Below are 18613 nucleotides of genomic sequence, written 5' to 3'. Positions count from 1 at the left end.
GGGCTCAACGCCGGTCGTCGGGCGGCGCCCTGGCAGCCTGGCTTGCGACGGCCGCTGCTCGATCCTCGTCGATGGCCATGGCCACGAGCAGGGCGATCAGGCGATGCAGCCCGGCTTTCGCGGCGGCGTCTTCCTCCGGCGTCGCGGGCTCGATCACCTCGACCTCGCCGCTCGACCCAAGACGTACGATGGCCAAGGCGCTCTCCTTCTCCTACCCGGGCTCCGTAGCGGGCTCCACCGTCGCCAGCCCCTGCGCGCGCGCCCAATCGTAAGGTCCCTGGCTGCGCGCCTCGTCCTTCACCTCGTCGATCTCCCAAAGCTGCAAAGCGACAGCCGGCGCGTAGAACCAGGTCGACTCCGCCGCCTGGGCGAGCGCGCGCGCCTCATCAAACTCGAGCTTCGCGGCGCACGCCGAGATGTCGAGAAACGGGGCGCCAATGAGCGCGTCGATCTCCGCCAGCTTGCGCCGGATCCAGGCCATCATCTCGAGAAGGCGCGGCCGGTCTCCTGTGTCTTGGCTCTCGAGGTGCGCGAGCGCGGTGCTGAGCCGGGCCCGCTCCTGCAGCTTGCCAGCCACCAGATCGACGAACTCCCCTCGCCGCATCTCGCGCGCCGCAAATGCCGCCTCGCGCAGTCGCCGCGCCTCGGCCGCCTCGGCCCGGCGTTGCTGCTCTTCCCGTTCCCTGCGCCGCTCCTGGATCAGCGCCGCGTGCCCGACAAAGGCCGCCAGAATGTCGGGAAGCTTGTCGACCAGCCGCGCCGTCTTGCCGTCCGAGAAGGTCCGACGCAGGCCCGAGTAGTCGTTGGCGTCGATCACCAAAGACAGGTCGCCGGAGGGCGCTTCGTCGTAGGTGGGCCAGAGCTCGCTACGCCGCCAGTTCTCGCGCGCCTTGCGAGCCAACTCAGCCTCCGTCGGGAGATGCCGGGTGCGCCGAGGCTTCTCTTCCAGCCGAAAGGCGATCGGCTCGCCGGCGACTAAGAGGGCCACGCCGGTTTCATTCGCCTGCCAGCTACAGCCCTGGGCCTCAGCGCTTCGCACCAAGGCGGCGAGGAACGCAAGGGCAGGCGCTACCGAGGGCTCGCCGACGTATGTGGGCACCACGCCCTTGCCACGGGCGCTTAGGAAGCCTTGGCGGTCCGGTTTAGCCTTTAGAAGCGCATTGCGAGTTGCAGCCAACACCTTTGGCTCCGGCGGCGCTCTCTCGGGCGCCTCAGGCCTCGCAGCCGCCGCCGGCTGCGGGGCCGCCGCCTGGGGCCTTGCCTTGGCGGCACGCGAGGTCTCCCGGGTGAGGGCTTGCGCGGCCTCGACGGCCGGCGGGTAAGTGCGCGCCCCGAAGATGTTCACCTGCTCGAGCCGCTTGTCCTTCACCGGCCGCAGCTTCGGCCGCGGGAACGTCCGCCCGGCCCGGAGCTGGGCCCAGTAGCCGCGGCCGGGGGTCGGGATGTCGTGCCGGTCGCAGGTCTTCTTCAGCGCGGTGGAGGTGACGCCGAGCTCAGCGGCGACGTCGGTCAGGGGCCGGTCCCAGGCGCGCTGGAAAAGCTCGTCTCGGCTGAGCACCGTCATCGCCACCTCCTCATGTCGCGAAGAGGGTAGCGCGGCGCCTGTGGCGCCCTCAGCTCACAAGCGCTCGATTAGCGGCCGCGGCCGCCCTCGCGCACGCCTGTTCGCCGCATAAGGTCACCGACGGACGCGCCGCCCAAGGTGCAACGCGCCACCACCCGGTCATACGAGCGATCGCCGGCGCGGCACTGGAGCATCTGACCCGAGGCCACGCCTTGCAACGCCCGCTTGGCCTCTGCGCCGCCCGGCGCCTGGAGCTCAGGGGCGTAGAAGTCGGCGAGCCGTACCTCCACCCAGGTGCGTGGATCGCTGGAGGTCCCGACGCAGAGGCTGTCGCCGTCGCCGACGTAGCGCACCTGGCCAATGAAGGCCGTGCCCGGCCGCGGCAGCGGCGCCTCGCAGGGATCGGCGAGGGCCACGCCCGGGGCGCAGACGGCTAGCGCTGCGAGCAAGATCTTCGCGCCCATGCCGGCGTCTCCCGAATGATCCTTCTGCGGAAGAGCTTAGCAGTTGGCTTCGGAGGTGAAACCCCGCCTAGCGGCGGGACTCGAACCTTTGGACGCCTAACCGGCGTTACGGCTCGCCCGCTGCGGCTGAGGCGCTCGATCAGCACCTTCATGGCGCGGCTCCACACAGCCGGCGGCGCAAGCCGTTCAGCCTGACCCGAGCAGCAACTCGCGGCAAGCTTAGGCGTTGAACGATTGCACCGCGACAAGCCGCACCACCGCTTAGGCTCGGCAAGGCGAGGCCATGGCGAAGCCGCCGTGCCAGCGCTTGGCGTCGCACCGCGTGCAATCCTAGATAAACTGGAAACGGAGGAACAATGACGAATGTCATTCCGCTGGAAGATGGCTATGGCGGCGTGGTGGGCGACCGCAGTCGCATGCTCGGGAAACCGGGCTCCCACACCGTCTACGCGCGAGGCTCAGACCTGGTCGTCGAGTGGTACGACTTCGGCGACCATGCCGCTTATGAGTCAGCCAACCTGCTGATCTTCGATCGGCCCACCCAGCTGAAGCTCGCCCAGGAGCGCGGGTTGGAGCCTGAGCTGTCGCCTCACCTGCTCGCCAACCGCGTCGCGACCCACTTCCACTCGTATTTCGAGGTGAAGGCGTTCGCCGAGGAGCACGGCCTGCCGTTCAGGATCGAGCGCGACTTCGAGCCTTGAGTCGCAACCCGCAGCCCTAACCGCGCGGTGCCCGATCGGGCACAATGAACCTATGTTCTCCCGGTACGTCCTGCGCCGTGATCGCGGCCCCTTCAGCGTCATCGACATCTGGACAGGGGAGCCTGCGGTGATCGCCATGGTCCCACAGAGGGGGCTTTCCGAGCTCGACGCCCAGCACACGGCCGACCTGCTCAACCGCCGCGCACGCGCGGGTGACCGAGTGCTGATGCAGTAGCCCGCCCCCTCTCAGCAGGGGACTCGGACATCATTTCCGAGCGGTCTACAAGGGGACGTCTGATCGGCGAATCAGTCCACTTCCGGCGCACACCCGTCGAACTCATCCGGCCCAAGGCCGAACATGTCGTGCCGCATGATGGCCCACCGTACGCTAGCCAGTGCCCCCGTCACAGGTGCGGGCGCAATAAAGGGCATACCTGCCACGGCTAGGGCGGCGCGGACCTCCTCCACGAGATCGGGCGGCGGAGGCCCGTTCCTCGGCACATGGATTTTGCTCAACAGCCAGCCCCGGTTAGTGGTCAGAAGAGCCGCGATGGCGGGGCGTCGCTTATATTCGATCCAGACCGTCTGACCGCAATTTGCCTCCTCAAATTTGCTTCGAATGCAGTTACGGAAGCGGTTGCCCACGTCCTCAAACTGCTCGCGCGACTTTAGGTGAACGAACCCCTCCGGCACCTCAATGGGGAGGGGCGGAAGCTCTTGGATGAGCCCCAGGAGGCGATCCAACTGCACGTTCAGCGGGCTGTACTGGTCAGCTTGAGCGGCGAACCCGGTGATTTCCTCGTTCGCGAGGTCCGCCCTGTGCGAGCGTAGCACCGCGAGGATGTCATTGCAGACCTGGGCGCCCGAAGGGCAGCGCACCCTTCTGGCTAGCCGCGCCGTGCAGAGAGTTTCGTCCAGGTCGAGGAGTGCCTGGACGCGTTTTGCGGCGAGCCTCGGCACGTGGCTGAGGACCTGCTGACGAGCAGCTTGGGAGGGTTCGCCCCAGACCTCGACGAGGCGCACGTAGTCGGCCCAGCGGAGCGGCTCCGTGACCCGCGCAAAGGTGCCAAGAAGGCCTCGCGGGCACAGCCCGTAGGCAGCCTCGATCGCCTCCTTCGGGGAGAGCGTGAAGAGGAGGTGGGCGATCGCCTCGACAGCCGAAGCCTGCTCGGCCACCGCTTGCGGCGTGGCAGTGTCGAGGAACGGCCCCACAGACTGGGCCAGGACGGCGAGCACTGCCTGCCGCTGCACAGGTTTGCTGCGGGAGAAATCGGTCATGAAGCCGGGCCGGTGACGATCGAGGAGGCCAACCGCCTCCAGGGCGCTGCCGGGCGGGATCGGTTGCAGCTTTCGTCCGCGCCCAGGAAGGGGCATCGGCCCGCCGAGATCATAATCGTTGTTGAGCATGTCGCCTCCAATGAGGCGGCGAAATCAGCCGCCTAAATGGGCGGCGACGCGGCTGCTGGGGCTGATCATGTGGCTAGCCTCTCACGAGTTTGGCTCACGTCAAGCGCTCGGATCACACCAGCCAATTAGTGCTGAACCCCGACATCCCGAGGAGCACCAACTGGTTCCCGCCTCCGAAGTCGAGCACCGTGTCCGCGCCGATCTGCTGAACAGTGTACGTCCCGAACTCAACCTTTATGCGGTCTCCGTCCCCGAAGTTGAAATCCGTGATCCGATCGATCCCGGCCTCACCGTGAAAGAAGAACGTGTCCGCGCCCGAGCCGCCGGTCACCGTGTCAGAGCCGCGATCCCCCCACAGCCAGTCGTCGCCCGCGCCGCCGTCTACGAGGTCATCACCCTGGCCGCCGCGTACCCAGTCGATGAACGCTCCGCCTTCGCAGGTATCGTTGCCGAGGTTGCCATACACGATGTCCCACCCCTCGTCGCCGAACAGAAGGTCGTTGTCCTTTCCGCCGACAACCCAATCGTCACCGAGGCCACCATACACGGTGTCATTGCCCATGTTGCCGTGGGCGTCGTCGAAGTTCGGGCCGCCAACAATCAAGTCGTCGCCCTCTTCCCCGCGTAAAAAGTTCTGACCCGAGCCGCCTGCAACGGTGTCGTTTCCCGCCCCGGATAGGATCGTGTTGCCACCCGACGAGCCCATCAGGCCGTCGTTGGAAGCCGTGCCGGTTTGGGTATGACCCGGATGGCTGTTCAAGTAGACGTGGATGCGCTCTCCGCCCGCATTTCCCTCGACGGCCAATATGTCTGTTAGACCGTCGCCATTAGCATCGCCCACCGTGAGCTTTTGAAAGACGGTGAGATTGGGCAGGGTTACGGGCATGCGGACAAACTGGCCACTTCCGTTGTTGATCAGGAGTGGGGAGGAATCCGAGTCCACACCTTGCGAAAGCACGATGTCCACTGAGCCGTCGCCATTCATGTCTGCGGCGAAAACTTCGTATGCCCAGTACGGCCCCAGTTGGCCCCCACTCAGACCCAGAAGGCGGTTGTCCGTTTCATCGACAAACCCGTGCGGCGTGTTGATCAGGACCTGCACGTAGCCCCCGACCGACTGATGTGTGGTCTCGATCAGTACAAGGTCCAGCCGCCCGTCCCCGTTCAGGTCCACGGCCTCGGAGTCAGAGACGATCCTGCCGTTCGGCTTCGGTACGACGATCGGACTTCCGAAGACGCCTCGCCCGTCGTTAAGCAGAACGGTGGATGCCGCCATGCTGAGATCGCCCCCAAGGAACAGGTCCGGGTGCGTATCGCCATCGGCGTAGAAGAACAGGCAATCCGTGAAGGAACCCTCGGAGGCGAAGGCGAGCCGCGCGAGGGTGAATTGGCCTCGCCCGTCATTCACCAGGAGGTATGGGGCACGGTCTCCTTGGCCAAGGTTGTTCACGTAGATATCGATGTCGCCGTCCCCGTCCACGTCGGCTGCGGCCACCGAATGGGTGAAATCCGACTGGCCCGGCACGCCAACAGCGGCGACATAACCGGCACCGCTGCTCACGATGAGCGTGTTGTGGGCGCCGGGAAATGGCGGCTCATCAAAGCCCTGATCGCCGAAATAGACGTCAGGACGTCCGTCTCCATTAAAATCCGCGACGGCGCTGCCGCGCGCGGAGATCGTCTGCGGGACGCTTGACCCAAAAACAGAAGCAGTGCCGTCGCTGAAGCCCCCCTTGCCATCGCCGAGCAACGCGCGGAGCGGTGTGCCGCTGTTCTTAAGGGAGGTGTCCGCAATTAGCAGATCGAGGTGTCCGTCCCCGTTCAGGTCTAGCGGAACCACCTGATTGACCGCCCCAACGTAGTCGGATGAAACCGCAATGGTTGAACCGACAAAGTAGTTCGGCACGGCGTGGCCCCTCGGGTGGCGGAACACTGTCAAGCTTCACGAATCGAGGCAATCGTTAGCGTCAGGCCAGTAGAAGCGGCTCTCCATCCCGCAGCCGCTTCACAGGCGGGAAGCCCACCTGCTCTTCATCCCAGGCTATGCCGTGGATGGGCACCAGCCACTTCGGAGCGATCGCGTTCGCGAACGCCCGCAGATCATCAGGCGAGGCATGGCCGCTGGTGTGGATATGCTTCGCCTGTGCCCCGCCCTGGTCGAACCACTGCTGTAGAGCCTGACCGTCCGGAGCCTTGAGATACCCTGACCACTGTGAGAACGACCAAGCGTCATCTGAAGTCGGAGTGACACCAGAGCGGGCGTAATCGCGGGCAAGGGAGGGGCGCACCATCACCACCCACTTGGTGCGATGCTGCTCCAGCTTCCTCGCGGAGATGCCATTCTCGACCATCTGCTGCACGAACGCCTCGTCACCGCGGCGCCTGTACATTCGAGCGAGGCTGCTGGTGACGACGACCATGATCCTTGACCAATCCGGCAGCGGCAACCGTCCGAAGTCCCCGAGCGCCTGCATGACCTCTGCCGTGTAGAGATCGACGACCAGGGTGCGCCCCGCCTGGAGGGCGGCTCGGTAGAGAGTGACGGTGCGGTCCACGTTTTGAGCCGACCACGCGACGAAAACCCGTCCAGGCGTGCTGTTGAAGAGGTCGATGAACTCGCTTTCGAGCGCAGCCTCAGTCTTCGACGGCTTGGTTGTGCCGAGGTTGGTCCCCTCCATTAGGAGCACATCCACGTTCGCAGGAGGGTCGGCCATCAGGCGCTCCACGAGGCCGGATTTGCGTCCATGTCGTCGGAAGTCGCCGGAGTAGAGGATGCGCCTCCCCATGCCGTCGATCTGGAGCATGTGCGCGTCAAAGGCGGAGTGGTCCGTCAGCCACGGCTTGACTGTGAACGGGCCGATCTGCGTCGCCTGCCCAACGATCCAATGACGGAACTGGCGATCGACCCTCTTGCGGAAGATGCCAGCGGTCAGGCGGATGAGCCGCTCCGTCGCAGCGCCTGAGTACACAGGCCAGGAAGCGGGGGTTTCCTCCAAGAGGCCGTAGTGGTCCTGGTGGGGGTGAGAGATCAGGACGCTCGTGTCCGGGGCTGCGAGGTCGAGCGTGGCCGGGATCAGCCCCTGAGCATCGGAAGGCGCATCGAGTGGCCTTCCGACATCAAGGATCAGCCTGTGCCCGTCCCCGGCGATCTCAATGCAGTTGCCGCCGATCTGGTCAGTGGCCCGGTGGACGGTGAGGGTTGGTCCACTCAAACCGCAGCGTCCAATCGAAGTATGCCGGGCGTCGCCTGGGCAAGAACCCGCGCCCTACCTTTGAGCTTCGCCAAGTGGCCATTCTGATGCCAAGTGTGCCACTTCCGGCCTTGGGGTGCGCCGACCTCAACAGCAGCTTCGTCGATGACCACCAAAGCAGCCTCGCGGGCCACGGTGAGTTGCTCGTTGTGCCGTGCATCTAGGATGGCTTGCCCGAGTGGACGCCGAGTTTCCACCGCATCGGCAACTGCTCGCAAACGGGTCAGCACTGCTGCGGCTTCTCGGTACGCTTGGGCAATGCGCCAGCGATGCACATCCTGAACAAGGAACTCTCGGTAGTGTGCAAGCTGGATAAGAACCTCTGGGTCTGCCTGTGCGCGGATGCGGGCGTCGCCCGCGCATTTCGCTTCCCAGAAGACCACTTGTCCGTCGTCGATCGTCACGATGTCCATACGCAGTGGCGCTTTCCGATGGCGCCAACCAGGAAGGCCCATTTCGAGATCGATGACGTGGCTGTTTAGGCCCACAAGGTCATCGACGAGCCGCTTCTCCACGCCCGCGTACTTCGTGTCGATCAGGGCTATCCAAGCCAGTAGCGTGTCGAGGCCATCGTAGCGGACCTGCTCGTACAGGCTCTTCACGTGATCACCGGCGAATTCGCCGTACACCTGTCCACCACGTTCGCGAGCGGCGGCACTGAAATATTTTGAGTGAACGTGGCCTCGGAGTTGCCCACGTACAAACTCCACGCGGGCGACGGATTGACCCCTTCGGTAGAAGTTGAGGTAGCCGTTCCGCACGGCAAGGCGCAGCCCATCCTGGCCTGAAGCTTGGCCAGCCGGGCGCCAGAGGCTGAGGAGGTCCAAAATCCAGTGCGGTTCACCCCGCGCCGCTAGCCGCTCAACTTCCCCCGTGCCGTTGAAGCCGCGCCGGAATTCGGCGCACAGGCCTGATGCGATCTGCACCATCTGGTGCCGCATCTCCTGGGTATCCGGGAGAACGGCAGTATCGTCTTCTTCGAAGTCACTCATTGGGGGTCCTCCCGTTGACCTACACTATTCGATCGAGACGCTGAGAAATTGCGCGGTCCGGGCAGATGCCTGGGGATAAGTTCCTCAAGCAGTCCTCGCGACGCGGCTCGCTAGATGGAAGATCGCGCGTTCAACATCGACAGCACGCCACGCAAGTAGTCCATGCGGCGCGGGTGCTTCGCTCCTCGTAAGCTCCGCTGCTGTCTCAGACAGGAAGGAACACCAACCGGCGTACCCTGATGCGATCCGAGCATGCTTCTTCCGCTTAGTAAGCTGGCCAAACGCTGGCCACGCGTCGCGCGCCGTCGATCTCCCTATCCAACGGGCTTCCGCACGGGTTTCCAGGCCCGAGACGCACCTTGCCAGATACTCATAGATTTGTTCGTCGAAGACACCTGCTGCCTCGGGCGCAAGAAACGCGATGACTTTGGAGCCGAAAGACGTACTGCCGATCGCGGGAAGCTCTCCGGTCAGGACAAGAGCGTCCCCGAGCCGCCCCTGGTCCACGTGGGCCGCCACTCGCGACAGTATGCCAGCGTTAGCTTCGATGGCCTTCGCAGCTTGAATGGCCGCGATGCCGTGATTGCGACTGAGATGTCCCCAATAGACTACTGATGCCAAACCCAGACGGGCTCGGGCTGGGTCCTGGGATCGAAGTTGATCACCGATCTCCTGCTCGAAGGCGGGGTAGGACAGGTGGGTGCGGTCCCCAGCGGACACGGCGAAACCGAGCGCTACAAAGTGCGGTAGGGACGCGCTGGGGTCGTAGGTGAGCAGCGTCTTCGGATAGTTATAGCAGGCCGCCGCCTGAGCGAGCGCCTCGCTAATGCCCCTATCCATCGCGGCGGGAATCGCCGGGAAACGCCGCCCGATGCGCCGCCAGTAGCTCCTGATAGAGTTCCGGAATGTGCTTGTTCGCGATCACATTCATCCAGGAAATGTCTTCTGGCGTGTAGCCATTCGGGCGTTGCGGCGATCGATGATGGATCGTCCCGAAGATTGCCGGGATCGGCTTCTCGTTGTCGTCTGGCATGCTGGTCCCCAACCTTCAGTATAGGACAGCAGGCTACGGCCTCAGACGCAAGATTGACGGCAGAGCTTTCTGTGCGACCCTGCGGCTATGAGCTTGATTTTCTACGATCTCGAAACCACAGGGACCTCATCCCGCTGGGACCAAATCCTCCAGTTCGCGTGCATTCGCACCGATGACGATCTGAACATCATCGAGGAGCCGTTTGAGATCAGGTCGAGGCTCCAGCCACACATCGTTGCCAGCCCTGGTGCGCTGCATGTCACTGGGCAGTCGATTGAGGACATCCTCGATCCGCAGCGGCCCTCGCACTACGAGATGGTGAGCGCCATCCGTGAGCACCTGAGCGGACGCTGCCCGTCCGTCTTTGTCGGCTACAACTCTTTGCGCTTCGACGAGGAGTTCCTCAGGAACGCATTCTATGCCTGCTTGCACCAGCCATACTTGACGAACACAAACGGCAGTGGGCGAGCGGACGCGCTCCTGCTCATGAAGGCAGTCGCCACTCTCCACCCAGGCCTGCTGAACGTCCCCGAGAACGATGCCGGTAAGCCCACCCTGAAGCTCGATCGGCTCGCTCCTGCGAACGGGTTCTCAGACTTCAACGCTCACGACGCGCTAGCAGACGTCTACGCGATGATCGCGATGTGCCGGATCGTGAAGGAGAGGGCGCGGGAAGCTTGGGCGCGCTTCATCGAATTCGCGCGACCTGAGCCGGTCGAGCGGTTCCTGGCCGACAACGATCCGCTCGTGCTCTTCGAGCCTTACGGCGTCTTTGGCGTCGCGTACGTCGTGTCGCCGCTCGGACGAGGGCAAGGACGCTTGCGGTATGCGCTCGATCTGCTCTGCGACCTGGACGAACTCGCGGGCCTCGATGACGAGCAGTTGGCGAAGCGAGTGGCTCGCTCTCCCAAGCCCATCCGCCGGTTCAGGACCAACGCTGCTCCGTTCCTGTGGCGGCTTGCTGACTCCCCTCCGGACGTCCTGCGGGAGGTGCCGGAGCACGAGCTACGCGCGAGAGCCGAGCGCGTTCGGCAGGACGAGGCCTTCGTAGCTCGGCTACTCGCCGCCGCCCAAGCCGCTGAGAAGGCTTACGAGCCCTCCCAACACGTGGAGGAGGGCCTCTACGAGGGATTCTGGTCGCCATCTGACGAGCGCCTCATGCAGACGTTCCACAGCGTACCGTGGGAGCGGCGGGTAATGCTCTGCGGTGAGTTTGAAGATCGTAGATTGAGAACTCTCGCGCGGCGCCTGATCTACTTCGAGCGTCCTGACCTGCTCACGCAGGCTGAGCGGCAGCAGTTCGAGGAAGCCATCAGGCGCAGGACGTGTTCGGACGCTGAGGTGCCTTGGCTAACGGCTAGCGGCGCGTTGGCCGAGCTTGAGCAGATAGCGCGTGACCCGGACAGACGGGCGGACGAGAGGCTGGCGGCATACCGTAACTACCTAGAGAAGGTGGCCCTCACGGCTGCGCCACTGGAGGGATAGCGGGCCGAGCGGTGGTGCTGGGAGCAGCGCACAAGGCTGTTCCTCACTGGACGGCCCAGCAGACCAAGGTCAAGCTCGTGATGGACGTGTGAGGGGTGAGCGAAATGCGCCGTCGCGAAGGCCAACCAGTTCTCATTCAAGCTGATGCCTCCCTAGCGCTACAGCGGGTCGATCTTGGAGGCACTGCCGCCAGCGGCTACGATGAGCAGTGGTTGCAGAGCCTGCTCCACCGGCATCCCGAGGTCCTTCCTATATCTCAGATTGAGCCTGACTTCGGTCGGTTAATCCCCGCGTGTCGAGAACTGCCGTTGGACTTCGGCGGCACCAAGTACCTGGACAACCTGTTCGTAACGGAGGAGGGCCGCCTCGCCATTGTGGAGGCGAAGCTCTGGCGAAATCCCGAGGCTCGGCGAAAGGTGATCGCCCAGGTCATGGAGTACGCCTCAGCCATCTTTGAGCTTGGCTATGAGGGGCTCGACCGTGCTGTGCAGCAGGCGCGAAAGGCAGCGGGCGAACCGGAGGCTTCGCTCTTCCAGGTAGTCTCAAGAGATGCTGATCAGGCGCTGGACGAAGCCGAATTTATCGATGCAGTCGCTCAGAACCTCCGGAGGGGCCGGGCGCTCGTCCTGGTAGTGGGAGACGGTATCCGGGAAGACATCCTCCCATTGGCTAACCTGTTGCAAGGACACGCGGGGTTCCGGTTCACCTTCAGCCTTGTTGAACTCGCCATCTACAGCCGCCCTCTGGGGAACGAGAAAGTGGTGGTGCCAAGTGTGCTGGCTCAGACAACGCTAATCGAGCGAGGTGTAGTCAAGATCGAGGAGGGCAACTCCCCGTACTCGATCAGCGTGCACTCCCCCGCGATCGGGGCGGCGCCCCAGAGAGGCGTTTCGCTCGGGGTGGACGAGTTTTTCGAGCAGCTTGGGAAGAAGGACGCAGCGCAAGCTGGGCACCTGAAGGCCTTCTTAGCCCGCGCGGAAGCCATAGGCTTTTACCCGGACCGGCTCGGTGGCTTGAACCTGAAGCACGCCTCACCTGACGGCAAGCCGCTGAACGTCGCTACGATTGGAAAGACCGGTATGGTGGATACCGGACCTTCGGGTTGGTTCAGGAGGACCGGACCGGGCGCAACGTACAACCGCACTCTGGCTGACCTCATTGGGGGGCAGCTCAAACAGTCCAACGGGAGCGAGCATTGGGAGCTTCGTACCGCTGATGGGAAGATGCCCCGCCTGCACCAACTCCTTCCACATCACAGCGAGGCATGGCTGGGCGCCATGGATCGGTATGTGGCTGACGTATCGGCGACGCTAGAAGCTACTTCGGAGAAGGGTGAAGCTGCTGTCTGATGGAAGATGCGCACTTTGAGGCGGACCTGCGCTCTGCTCTCTCTGCCCTGGCCGCTTTTGCCGAGGTGTTATCGGCCCCTGAGTTCATTCCGGGCGAGTTCGTAGCCGCCCGAGAACTCCAAGATGGCAGTTGGCAGATCGGCTTCAGTAGCTTGTCAGATGAAGCGAATGCGTTCGTTCAAGCTGCCTATCAGAACGGCTGGATTCAGCCGTTCGACTGGCCAGAATGGCGCGACTCGGACGAGGCGCGGCGGCTCTTAAACGATCCTGCATGCTTGGATCGGGCCAGCCCCCAGGAACTGAGCCGCCTCATGACCGCAATCGTCAGGCAGGACCGGTTTTGCGACGGAGTTCTGCTCAGTGAGTTCGAGAACGGAATTATGGCTGGGGTCGCACGACGAGCTAAGTCGCTGCTCGACGACTAGCTCGGCAGAGGAGGAGTGCGGCGAGCCAGTGATTGAGCACAACGTGCCCTGTAGCTCCGCGCCTCGTTGGACGGGGCAGATTTCCCCGCCGAACTAGACGATCCACGCTGACCCCTCCCGAGATCAGCTTACGCCGTTTCGGAGCTTGACCATGGGAGGAAAGGTCAGGCCCCCGCCCGTACTGTTCAGGACCGGGCGAGGTCCCTTCCTGATGACGGCTATCTTGTCGGGGATGAGGACCGTCGACCCACACGCTAAGCGCGTGACGCGCGAAAGCAAAGACCCCGCTCGCCTCCCCACGAGCGGGGTCCCAGCCCAAATGCACACTGGCGCCCGCGCAGTCGGTGACGGGTAACGACCATGGCTGCGCCGAGGCCGACGCGAAGCTCAGCAATGCGAACCAATTCAGCTAAGCGGACGTGGCGCCAATGGTCCCAATGGGCGGGGCGGGTGAGGTGGGGTGACAATCCAGCACACGCATGACCGCTACGGGTCGAAAGCGGACATCGCCTGCCCAACCCTAAGCGGACCTTCCCCTCCGCTAGGAGCTAGGACCGCCGTTCGCGCATAATCTGTGTTCCACGAACTGAGCGAGGCAGCGTCAGAGATGTGGTTTCCGCCGGCAGGACTCGAATTGTTAAACGGCTATTCGGTCGCTTGGCGCACCGTACCAACGAATCTACCGACAGGCCTCAGCAGGTCGGCTGTGCCAAGAGCTGACCTCCGGCGAGCCGCGCGTCCCACGGCGACGGGAGCCTGTGGGCTTTGGCCTGCCTTCACAATCCCGCAGCCTAACTTAGGCACTGCCGTCATCCCTATGTGAGGCAAGTGCTGGATCTGCAGCCAGGTGCAGGATAAGCTAAACGGCGAGGCTCCGGAAAGCGGTGAACCGGGGCTGATCTGACAGGAACGAGAGAAGTTTCGTCAGGTCGCCGGCCTGGACTCGCCAGGCCATGTACTGCTTCTGCGCCTTCGGCGACGCCCACACCTCGTAAAACGTGACCACGTGGGGCTTCGCTTCGTTGACCAGGATGTCGAAGCTGATGTTGCCCGGGTAGGACCTGCTGACCTGCAGGTTGGAGACTGTGTACTCGAGGAATTCCTCCAGCCGGTCCGGCTTGACCGTCAGTTCAGCGATCATGACGAGGTTGTCGATATATCGGCGCTTCATCAGGACTCTCTGCTGCTCGTTGGAGGTGTTCGGCTCGGCCGGAGCAGCCGTGGCGGTGACCCAACCCATGAGGCTGGGCACGAGGCCCGCTCCGGCACTGCTCACGAGGACCCCACGGCGGTTGCTACGCACAGGCGTCTCTCCGGATGAACGAGGCCGCGGTGGGCGGCGACGAAGAGAGGCTACGAATCCGTCCTGTCAGATTGTGGCAGCAGTCATTGCTCCGGCAGGCCGCGCTGAGCGCGCCATTCCTTGAGCAGAGAGGTCCGCCGCCGCGGATACCGCTCCGACGTCGCCTCCAGCGTGGCAATCCGGTCCGTCCGGAAGTGTCGGTAACCCTCGCGCAGCTCGCACCAGGCGACGAGCACCCGCACGCGATCGTAGTAGGCCACGGCGGCAGGCCAGATGGATCGTTCGGTCCTGTCGCCGTTCTCGTCGGCGTAGACGATCCGGAGCTTGCACTCCGAGCGGATCGCTTGGCGGATGGCCTTAAACTCGCTGTCGCCAGCCGCGACAGGGGCACCTGGTCCGATCAGAAGACCCGAGCGCTCCAAACCATCCCGGAGATCGGCGGGAAGAACGGCGCCGATCTTCGACAGCACGTCGCGAGCGGCTTCGCTGAGGGATCCGTCCGCGCGCTCGGAAACCCAGCGCGACCCAAGGACCAGCGCCTCAATCTCTTCCTCAGAGAACATCAGCGGCGGCAGCATGAAGCCAGGTCGCAGCACAAAGCCAAGACCGGCCTCGCCCTGGATGTGAGCCCCCTGCGCCTTCAAGGTCTCAATATCGCGGTAGAGCGTCCGTATCGAAATCCCGAGCTCCGCCGCCAGCACCGCGCCTGGGACAGGTCGCCTGTAACGGCGCAGGAGCTGGATCAGATCGAGCAGGCGTGGCGCGCGAGGCATAGCGACTCCGTAACCTGGAGCCGACGTATCACCGATTACTGCCAAAGTTTGGCAGCATCTCTGGATTGAATCCACCGGGACTAGGAGCGGCGTGAGGCGCTGCTCCACCAGGAGACCTGCCGAACGTCAGAAAGGGGTGGCAACCGAACTTCACGGCCGCCGTGACCAGAGGTACCTGGGCTAATGGTGCGGCGCCGAGCTTGACCCCGGCTGCAGCTCCACCTGCGGCGCCGGCGTCGCCGAACCCTTCGGCCCGGCCCACTCCACGCGTGTCCCGTCCGCGTAAACCTGGACGAACCTCCAGGTCAGGGCGCTGCCGGATGCCGGGTTCATGGCCAGCAGACCGAACTCGGCGAAGTGGTCGGGAGGCAGGCTGCCCGTCCAGACGGCGCCTACGATCGCGCCGGACGCGTCGCGGCGCGGCTCGACCTTCCAGCCGGGCTTGTCCTCAAAGGCGCTGACCTTCACCTGCGCCGGAAAGGTCGCCTCCACCCGCACTGTCGGAGCGCGCCGCTCGTTTGGAATCCGGACCACGTACTTTTCCCGCGCGCCCTGCACCGACTGCCTGGGCCACACAGTGATGTGAGCCAGGGCCGTCCCGCCCACGAGCGAGAGCGCTGCCGCCAGCGCCAGCGACTTCAGAACGTCCATGTCACGCCTCCAAAGATGGAACGGCCGTCGCCCGGCCAGTACGCCCCCACACCGGGAGAGGCCAGGATCTGCGCCTGCACGTTCGAGACATAGGCCTCGTCGGTGATGTTGCGCACGTCGAGGAAGAGCGCCGTCCGCGGACCCAGCGCAGCGCCCGCCCCGAGGCTCCAGATGGCATAGCTCTTCACCTTCACGGTGTTGCGGTAGTCGGCCCAGGCCGACGAGGCGCGCTCCACTGCAGGCGCGATCCACCAGCCGCGGGAGTGCTCGTAGCGCAGCTCGGCCCGATAGAAGGACCGCGGCGCGATCGGGAGCCGATTGTCCCCGTACTGGCGCTCGCCCTCGAAGCGGAAGTCCGAGAGGGTCCAGGTCTGCCGCAGGCGTAGCGACCGGAGCGGCTGCCAGTCGAGCGCGGCCTCGACGCCCTGGTGGATGGTCCGCCCAGCATTGAACGTGGGAGCCGGCACGCCCGCGGTGACCGTGTACTGCAGGAGCTCGCCGTCGAGCACGGCGCGGTAGACGGCCAGGTCCCAGAGGAACGGGCCGCGGCGGCCGCGCGTCCCCACCTCCGCTGTCACCGCCTCCTGCGCCTCCACTGGCGCGAAGCCGGCGTTGGTCGGCGACATGGAGCCGAGGTTCGGCGGCTCCACAGCGCGGGTCACGTTGGCGAACAGCTGCATGCCGTCTTCGCCTTCCCACAGAAGCCCGATACGCGGCGCGAACCAGGAGTAGTCCTTCGACGCGGTGAGTTCGAAGGTGGCCGGCGCGCCGGGGACGGCAAAGCTCCGGTAGTCGCGGCTGGCCCAGCCCGAGGTTCCCCCGGCGATCACCGCCAGCCGCTCCGTGACGAACAGTCGCCCTTCGGCAAAGACATCCGCCGCCTGCGCGTTCTGGAGCGTGCGCGACGTCGGGGCGCCGCGGGCGCCGCGGACGTTCACGTAGAAGTTGGAGTCGAGGTCGCCGCTGCGCAGCCAGGCCCCCGCGAACAGGTCGGCGCGGCGGCCAAAGAGACTTCCGTCCCAGCTCGCGCGGCCGAAGGCGCCCCAGTTGCGGCTCTGCTGGTCGATCACCTGGAAGATCGGGTGGTCCAGGTCCTTCCACACGCCGTACACCGCGCCTTCCAGCAACAGGCTCTCGTCCACCCGCCACGTGCCGCGGAGCGACGCTCGCAGGCCCCGCTGGTGTCGGCCCTGGTCATTAGCGTAGTTGGCGGGCGCCGCCTGCCGCGAGTTGGCTACGAACTGCGCGGGCGTCAGCGCGCCCGGGATCTCCTGGCTGATGTTTGAGCCGTTGAGGATGAAGCGGACCTCGCGCTCCTCGCCGAAATTCCGGCCGACGTTCAGCGTGCCGAACTGGAGGTTCTGCTGGCTCTGCGGCCGCCAGCCTTGGCCGGTCTGATTTGTCGCTGCGGCGTAGATGTCCCAGTCGCCAAGCTCGCGGGCCGCTGCCAAGTGTTCCCGCGCCATGCCGAAGCTGCCGCCATCGAGGCGCAGACGGGCGTCAAAGCCGGCGTCGCGGCCGGTAGGGGTTACCATGTTGATCGCCCCGCCCAGCGAGGCCCCGCCGAACCGCAGGGCGTTGCCGCCCCGATAGACCTCGGTCAGGCGAGTGTTCAGGGGATCGGCGACCTGGCTGTCCCCGAAGCCGTCGGCCTCGTTCAGCGGCACGCCGTCCTCGGCGATCAACAGGCCGCGGTTGTGGTTGGCGTTGCCAAGCCCCGAGCCCCGGATCGACAGGCGGATGTCGCCGCCCCACTTCTTTTGCGCATAGACGCCGGGCACATCGCGCAGGGTGTCGTCGAGGGCCACCGCGAAGCGTCGCTCGTAGGCCTCGCGCGAGATCACCGACACCGCGCCGGGAGTCTGCGACAGCCGCTCGCGGGCTGCGGCGACGGCGGGCGGGTCTTCAGGATCGCGGGAGCCGGTGACAATGATCGTCTCGACGGTGGGGGCGTCGGCGGCGGCCGCGGGCGCGGCGGCCAGCGCCGCGCATGTGGCGGCGGACAACAGTAGTAGGGATCGCATCGAGGGCTCCAGGACGCGCAGGCGCGCGTCCGCTCACATCTTACGCGCAGGGCGGGGTGCCGGCCGCAGTGGGCCGGATCAGGCGTGCTGGAGCGGTGGGCCGCGCAAGGGCGGCGGCGGCGCGGCGAGGCCGCGGCCAGGCGCCAGGTCGCGAGCGAGTGGCTGGGCGACTGGGACGTAGGCGGCGAGGGTCGCCGTCAGCAGAGACGATGCGTCGGGCGCGGGGCCGGCCACAGCGCCGGCGAAGGCGCAGGCTGCGGTGTCGTCCGGGTCCGGGGCACCGTGATCATCGTGCCCGCCTGCGGGCTGTCCCGGTCCGGCGGTGCAGATGACCAGGGTAGGCCGGCCATCGGCGTCGACGCCCGCCATGAAGCCGGCGGGCACCACAAGCCGAAGACCCAGCGCGAAGCACGCCAGGATCAGCCCCAGGGCCCACGCGCGGCCTATGGTTTGGCTCCCACCCATGAAGGCGCTGTACAATGATCAACTGCCTACTGTCGCGGAGGAACGGCAGCACGCGAGGCAGCATCGTGCTGCGGAAGTGCAGCACAGGCGGGTCCGCGACAGGGTGGAGCGCCAAAGTCCGCAACGGGCGGAAGCGGACATCCACTCCCTTTGCCAGTCGCGCGTCGTTGGAAGGCGCCGCTCCCTGGCATCATGCCCTCGATCCTGTTTCCGCCGCTCGAGGTGTAAGGATCCGGCTCGACATGGCGAGCTGAGCCTTTGACGGATCGCAGCAGGGTCGCGCCCTAAAGGCTGAGTGCTTGCCCATCCGCGTCGAGGCTGGCCTCGTGCATGGCCTCGCTCATGGTGGGGTGCGGGAAGACGGTGGCCTGGAGCTCGGCTTCGGTGACTTCCAGGGTCATGGCCAGGGTGAAACCCTGGATCATCTCGGTGACCTCGTGGCCGAGCATGTGGGCGCCGATGAGGGCGCCCGTCCTGCCGTCGAACACCGTCTTCACGAAGCCCTCGGTTTCGCCGGCCGCGATGGCCTTGCCGTTCACGCGGAACGGGAAGCGGCCGACCTTGGGCTCCAGCCCCTGCTCCTTCGCCTGGGCCTCGGTGAGGCCGACGGAGGCGATCTGCGGGTTCGAATAGGTGCAGCCGGGGATCGGGCTCTTCAGGTTGGTGGGCTTCAGGCCGGCGATGTGCTCGACGCAGTGGACGCCCTCGTGGGACGCCTTGTGGGCC

The 18613-nt window shown here is 65.2% G+C and carries 18 protein-coding genes and 1 pseudogene; 5 read left to right on the top strand and 14 right to left on the bottom strand.

The features are described 5' to 3' along the window. Positions 1-4 precede the first annotated feature (4 nt). The 3 genes from VIL76_RS09695 to VIL76_RS09685 form a co-directional block, all read right to left on the bottom strand. Complete coding sequence (locus VIL76_RS09695; RefSeq protein WP_332044820.1) at positions 5-196, bottom strand: hypothetical protein; 192 nt, start codon at positions 194-196, stop codon at positions 5-7. Positions 197-211: 15 nt separating this feature from the next. Continuing rightward, entirely contained in the window at positions 212-1564 is a 1353-nt protein-coding gene (locus VIL76_RS09690; protein WP_332044819.1) for a hypothetical protein, read from the bottom strand. A 68-nt stretch (positions 1565-1632) separates the two neighbouring features. Beyond that, positions 1633-2028 carry a nuclease gene (locus tag VIL76_RS09685; protein WP_332044818.1) on the bottom strand — a complete coding sequence of 132 codons (396 nt, stop codon included), beginning with the start codon at positions 2026-2028 and terminating at the stop codon, positions 1633-1635. A gap of 356 nt (positions 2029-2384) precedes the next feature. On the opposite strand from VIL76_RS09685, the gene VIL76_RS09680 reads away from it, so the two are divergent. After that, positions 2385-2729 carry a hypothetical protein gene (locus VIL76_RS09680; protein WP_332044817.1) on the top strand — a complete coding sequence of 115 codons (345 nt, stop codon included), beginning with the start codon at positions 2385-2387 and terminating at the stop codon, positions 2727-2729. A gap of 52 nt (positions 2730-2781) precedes the next feature. After that, the gene (locus VIL76_RS09675) at positions 2782-2964 is read left to right on the top strand and encodes a hypothetical protein (protein WP_332044816.1); all 183 of its coding nucleotides are present in this window, start codon (positions 2782-2784) and stop codon (positions 2962-2964) included. A 71-nt stretch (positions 2965-3035) separates the two neighbouring features. Here the strand turns inward: VIL76_RS09675 and VIL76_RS09670 are convergent, their stop codons facing one another. The 5 genes from VIL76_RS09670 to VIL76_RS09650 form a co-directional block, all read right to left on the bottom strand. Next, complete coding sequence (locus VIL76_RS09670; RefSeq protein WP_332044815.1) at positions 3036-4136, bottom strand: hypothetical protein; 1101 nt, start codon at positions 4134-4136, stop codon at positions 3036-3038. A gap of 112 nt (positions 4137-4248) precedes the next feature. Then, positions 4249-6042, bottom strand: coding sequence for an FG-GAP-like repeat-containing protein (locus VIL76_RS09665; RefSeq protein WP_332044814.1), 1794 nt, complete (start codon positions 6040-6042; stop codon positions 4249-4251). Positions 6043-6103: 61 nt separating this feature from the next. Further along, the gene (locus VIL76_RS09660; protein ID WP_332044813.1) at positions 6104-7348 is read right to left on the bottom strand and encodes an MBL fold metallo-hydrolase; all 1245 of its coding nucleotides are present in this window, start codon (positions 7346-7348) and stop codon (positions 6104-6106) included. Further along, on the bottom strand, positions 7345-8379 hold the full coding sequence (locus tag VIL76_RS09655) for a hypothetical protein (RefSeq protein ID WP_332044812.1): 1035 nt from the start codon (positions 8377-8379) through the stop codon (positions 7345-7347). The genes VIL76_RS09660 and VIL76_RS09655 overlap by 4 nt, the downstream gene beginning before the upstream one ends. Before the next feature lie 832 nt (positions 8380-9211). After that, the gene (locus tag VIL76_RS09650; protein WP_332044811.1) at positions 9212-9412 is read right to left on the bottom strand and encodes a hypothetical protein; all 201 of its coding nucleotides are present in this window, start codon (positions 9410-9412) and stop codon (positions 9212-9214) included. An 87-nt stretch (positions 9413-9499) separates the two neighbouring features. On the opposite strand from VIL76_RS09650, the gene VIL76_RS09645 reads away from it, so the two are divergent. The 3 genes from VIL76_RS09645 to VIL76_RS09635 all read left to right on the top strand — a co-directional run bounded on the left by VIL76_RS09645 (position 9500) and on the right by VIL76_RS09635 (position 12671). Further along, on the top strand, positions 9500-10897 hold the full coding sequence (locus VIL76_RS09645; RefSeq protein WP_332044810.1) for an exonuclease domain-containing protein: 1398 nt from the start codon (positions 9500-9502) through the stop codon (positions 10895-10897). A gap of 104 nt (positions 10898-11001) precedes the next feature. After that, positions 11002-12246, top strand: coding sequence for a hypothetical protein (locus tag VIL76_RS09640; protein WP_332044809.1), 1245 nt, complete (start codon positions 11002-11004; stop codon positions 12244-12246). Next, the gene (locus VIL76_RS09635; RefSeq protein WP_332044808.1) at positions 12246-12671 is read left to right on the top strand and encodes a DUF6508 domain-containing protein; all 426 of its coding nucleotides are present in this window, start codon (positions 12246-12248) and stop codon (positions 12669-12671) included. Before VIL76_RS09640 ends, VIL76_RS09635 begins: the two co-directional genes overlap by 1 nt. A gap of 859 nt (positions 12672-13530) precedes the next feature. On the opposite strand, the gene VIL76_RS09630 is transcribed toward VIL76_RS09635, so the two are convergent. The 6 genes and pseudogenes from VIL76_RS09630 to VIL76_RS09605 form a co-directional block, all read right to left on the bottom strand. After that, positions 13531-13947: a putative quinol monooxygenase gene (locus VIL76_RS09630; protein ID WP_332044807.1), complete on the bottom strand. Its 417-nt coding sequence runs from the start codon at positions 13945-13947 to the stop codon at positions 13531-13533. A 110-nt stretch (positions 13948-14057) separates the two neighbouring features. Beyond that, on the bottom strand, positions 14058-14747 hold the full coding sequence (locus tag VIL76_RS09625; RefSeq protein ID WP_332044806.1) for a YafY family protein: 690 nt from the start codon (positions 14745-14747) through the stop codon (positions 14058-14060). 180 nt (positions 14748-14927) lie between these two features. Continuing rightward, entirely contained in the window at positions 14928-15398 is a 471-nt protein-coding gene (locus VIL76_RS09620) for a DUF1775 domain-containing protein (RefSeq protein ID WP_332044805.1), read from the bottom strand. Then, entirely contained in the window at positions 15386-17422 is a 2037-nt protein-coding gene (locus VIL76_RS09615) for a TonB-dependent receptor family protein (RefSeq protein WP_332044804.1), read from the bottom strand. Before VIL76_RS09615 ends, VIL76_RS09620 begins: the two co-directional genes overlap by 13 nt. A gap of 78 nt (positions 17423-17500) precedes the next feature. Next, positions 17501-17887: a DUF2946 family protein gene (locus VIL76_RS09610; protein ID WP_332044803.1), complete on the bottom strand. Its 387-nt coding sequence runs from the start codon at positions 17885-17887 to the stop codon at positions 17501-17503. A 284-nt stretch (positions 17888-18171) separates the two neighbouring features. Further along, a pseudogene (locus VIL76_RS09605) lies at positions 18172-18613 on the bottom strand (dihydrolipoyl dehydrogenase); the annotation flags it as partial.

This window comes from Phenylobacterium sp., assembly GCF_036563285.1.
GTDB lineage: Bacteria > Pseudomonadota > Alphaproteobacteria > Caulobacterales > Caulobacteraceae > Phenylobacterium.
Note: the sequence above shows the minus strand (reverse complement) of the source record. Positions and strands in the feature narration are given on the sequence as shown.

What these genes read in the sequence shown, in the direction of transcription:
- VIL76_RS09690 (WP_332044819.1), bottom strand. Translation starts at nt 1,564, where the DNA reads ATGACGGTGCTCAGCCGAGACGAGCTTTTCCAGCGCGCCTGGGACCGG.
- VIL76_RS09685 (WP_332044818.1), bottom strand. Translation starts at nt 2,028, where the DNA reads ATGGGCGCGAAGATCTTGCTCGCAGCGCTAGCCGTCTGCGCCCCGGGC.
- VIL76_RS09680 (WP_332044817.1), top strand. Translation starts at nt 2,385, where the DNA reads ATGACGAATGTCATTCCGCTGGAAGATGGCTATGGCGGCGTGGTGGGC.
- VIL76_RS09675 (WP_332044816.1), top strand. Translation starts at nt 2,782, where the DNA reads ATGTTCTCCCGGTACGTCCTGCGCCGTGATCGCGGCCCCTTCAGCGTC.
- VIL76_RS09670 (WP_332044815.1), bottom strand. Translation starts at nt 4,136, where the DNA reads ATGCTCAACAACGATTATGATCTCGGCGGGCCGATGCCCCTTCCTGGG.
- VIL76_RS09655 (WP_332044812.1), bottom strand. Translation starts at nt 8,379, where the DNA reads ATGAGTGACTTCGAAGAAGACGATACTGCCGTTCTCCCGGATACCCAG.
- VIL76_RS09650 (WP_332044811.1), bottom strand. Translation starts at nt 9,412, where the DNA reads ATGCCAGACGACAACGAGAAGCCGATCCCGGCAATCTTCGGGACGATC.
- VIL76_RS09645 (WP_332044810.1), top strand. Translation starts at nt 9,500, where the DNA reads ATGAGCTTGATTTTCTACGATCTCGAAACCACAGGGACCTCATCCCGC.
- VIL76_RS09640 (WP_332044809.1), top strand. Translation starts at nt 11,002, where the DNA reads ATGCGCCGTCGCGAAGGCCAACCAGTTCTCATTCAAGCTGATGCCTCC.
- VIL76_RS09635 (WP_332044808.1), top strand. Translation starts at nt 12,246, where the DNA reads ATGGAAGATGCGCACTTTGAGGCGGACCTGCGCTCTGCTCTCTCTGCC.
- VIL76_RS09625 (WP_332044806.1), bottom strand. Translation starts at nt 14,747, where the DNA reads ATGCCTCGCGCGCCACGCCTGCTCGATCTGATCCAGCTCCTGCGCCGT.
- VIL76_RS09620 (WP_332044805.1), bottom strand. Translation starts at nt 15,398, where the DNA reads ATGGACGTTCTGAAGTCGCTGGCGCTGGCGGCAGCGCTCTCGCTCGTG.
- VIL76_RS09615 (WP_332044804.1), bottom strand. Translation starts at nt 17,422, where the DNA reads ATGCGATCCCTACTACTGTTGTCCGCCGCCACATGCGCGGCGCTGGCC.
- VIL76_RS09610 (WP_332044803.1), bottom strand. Translation starts at nt 17,887, where the DNA reads ATGGGTGGGAGCCAAACCATAGGCCGCGCGTGGGCCCTGGGGCTGATC.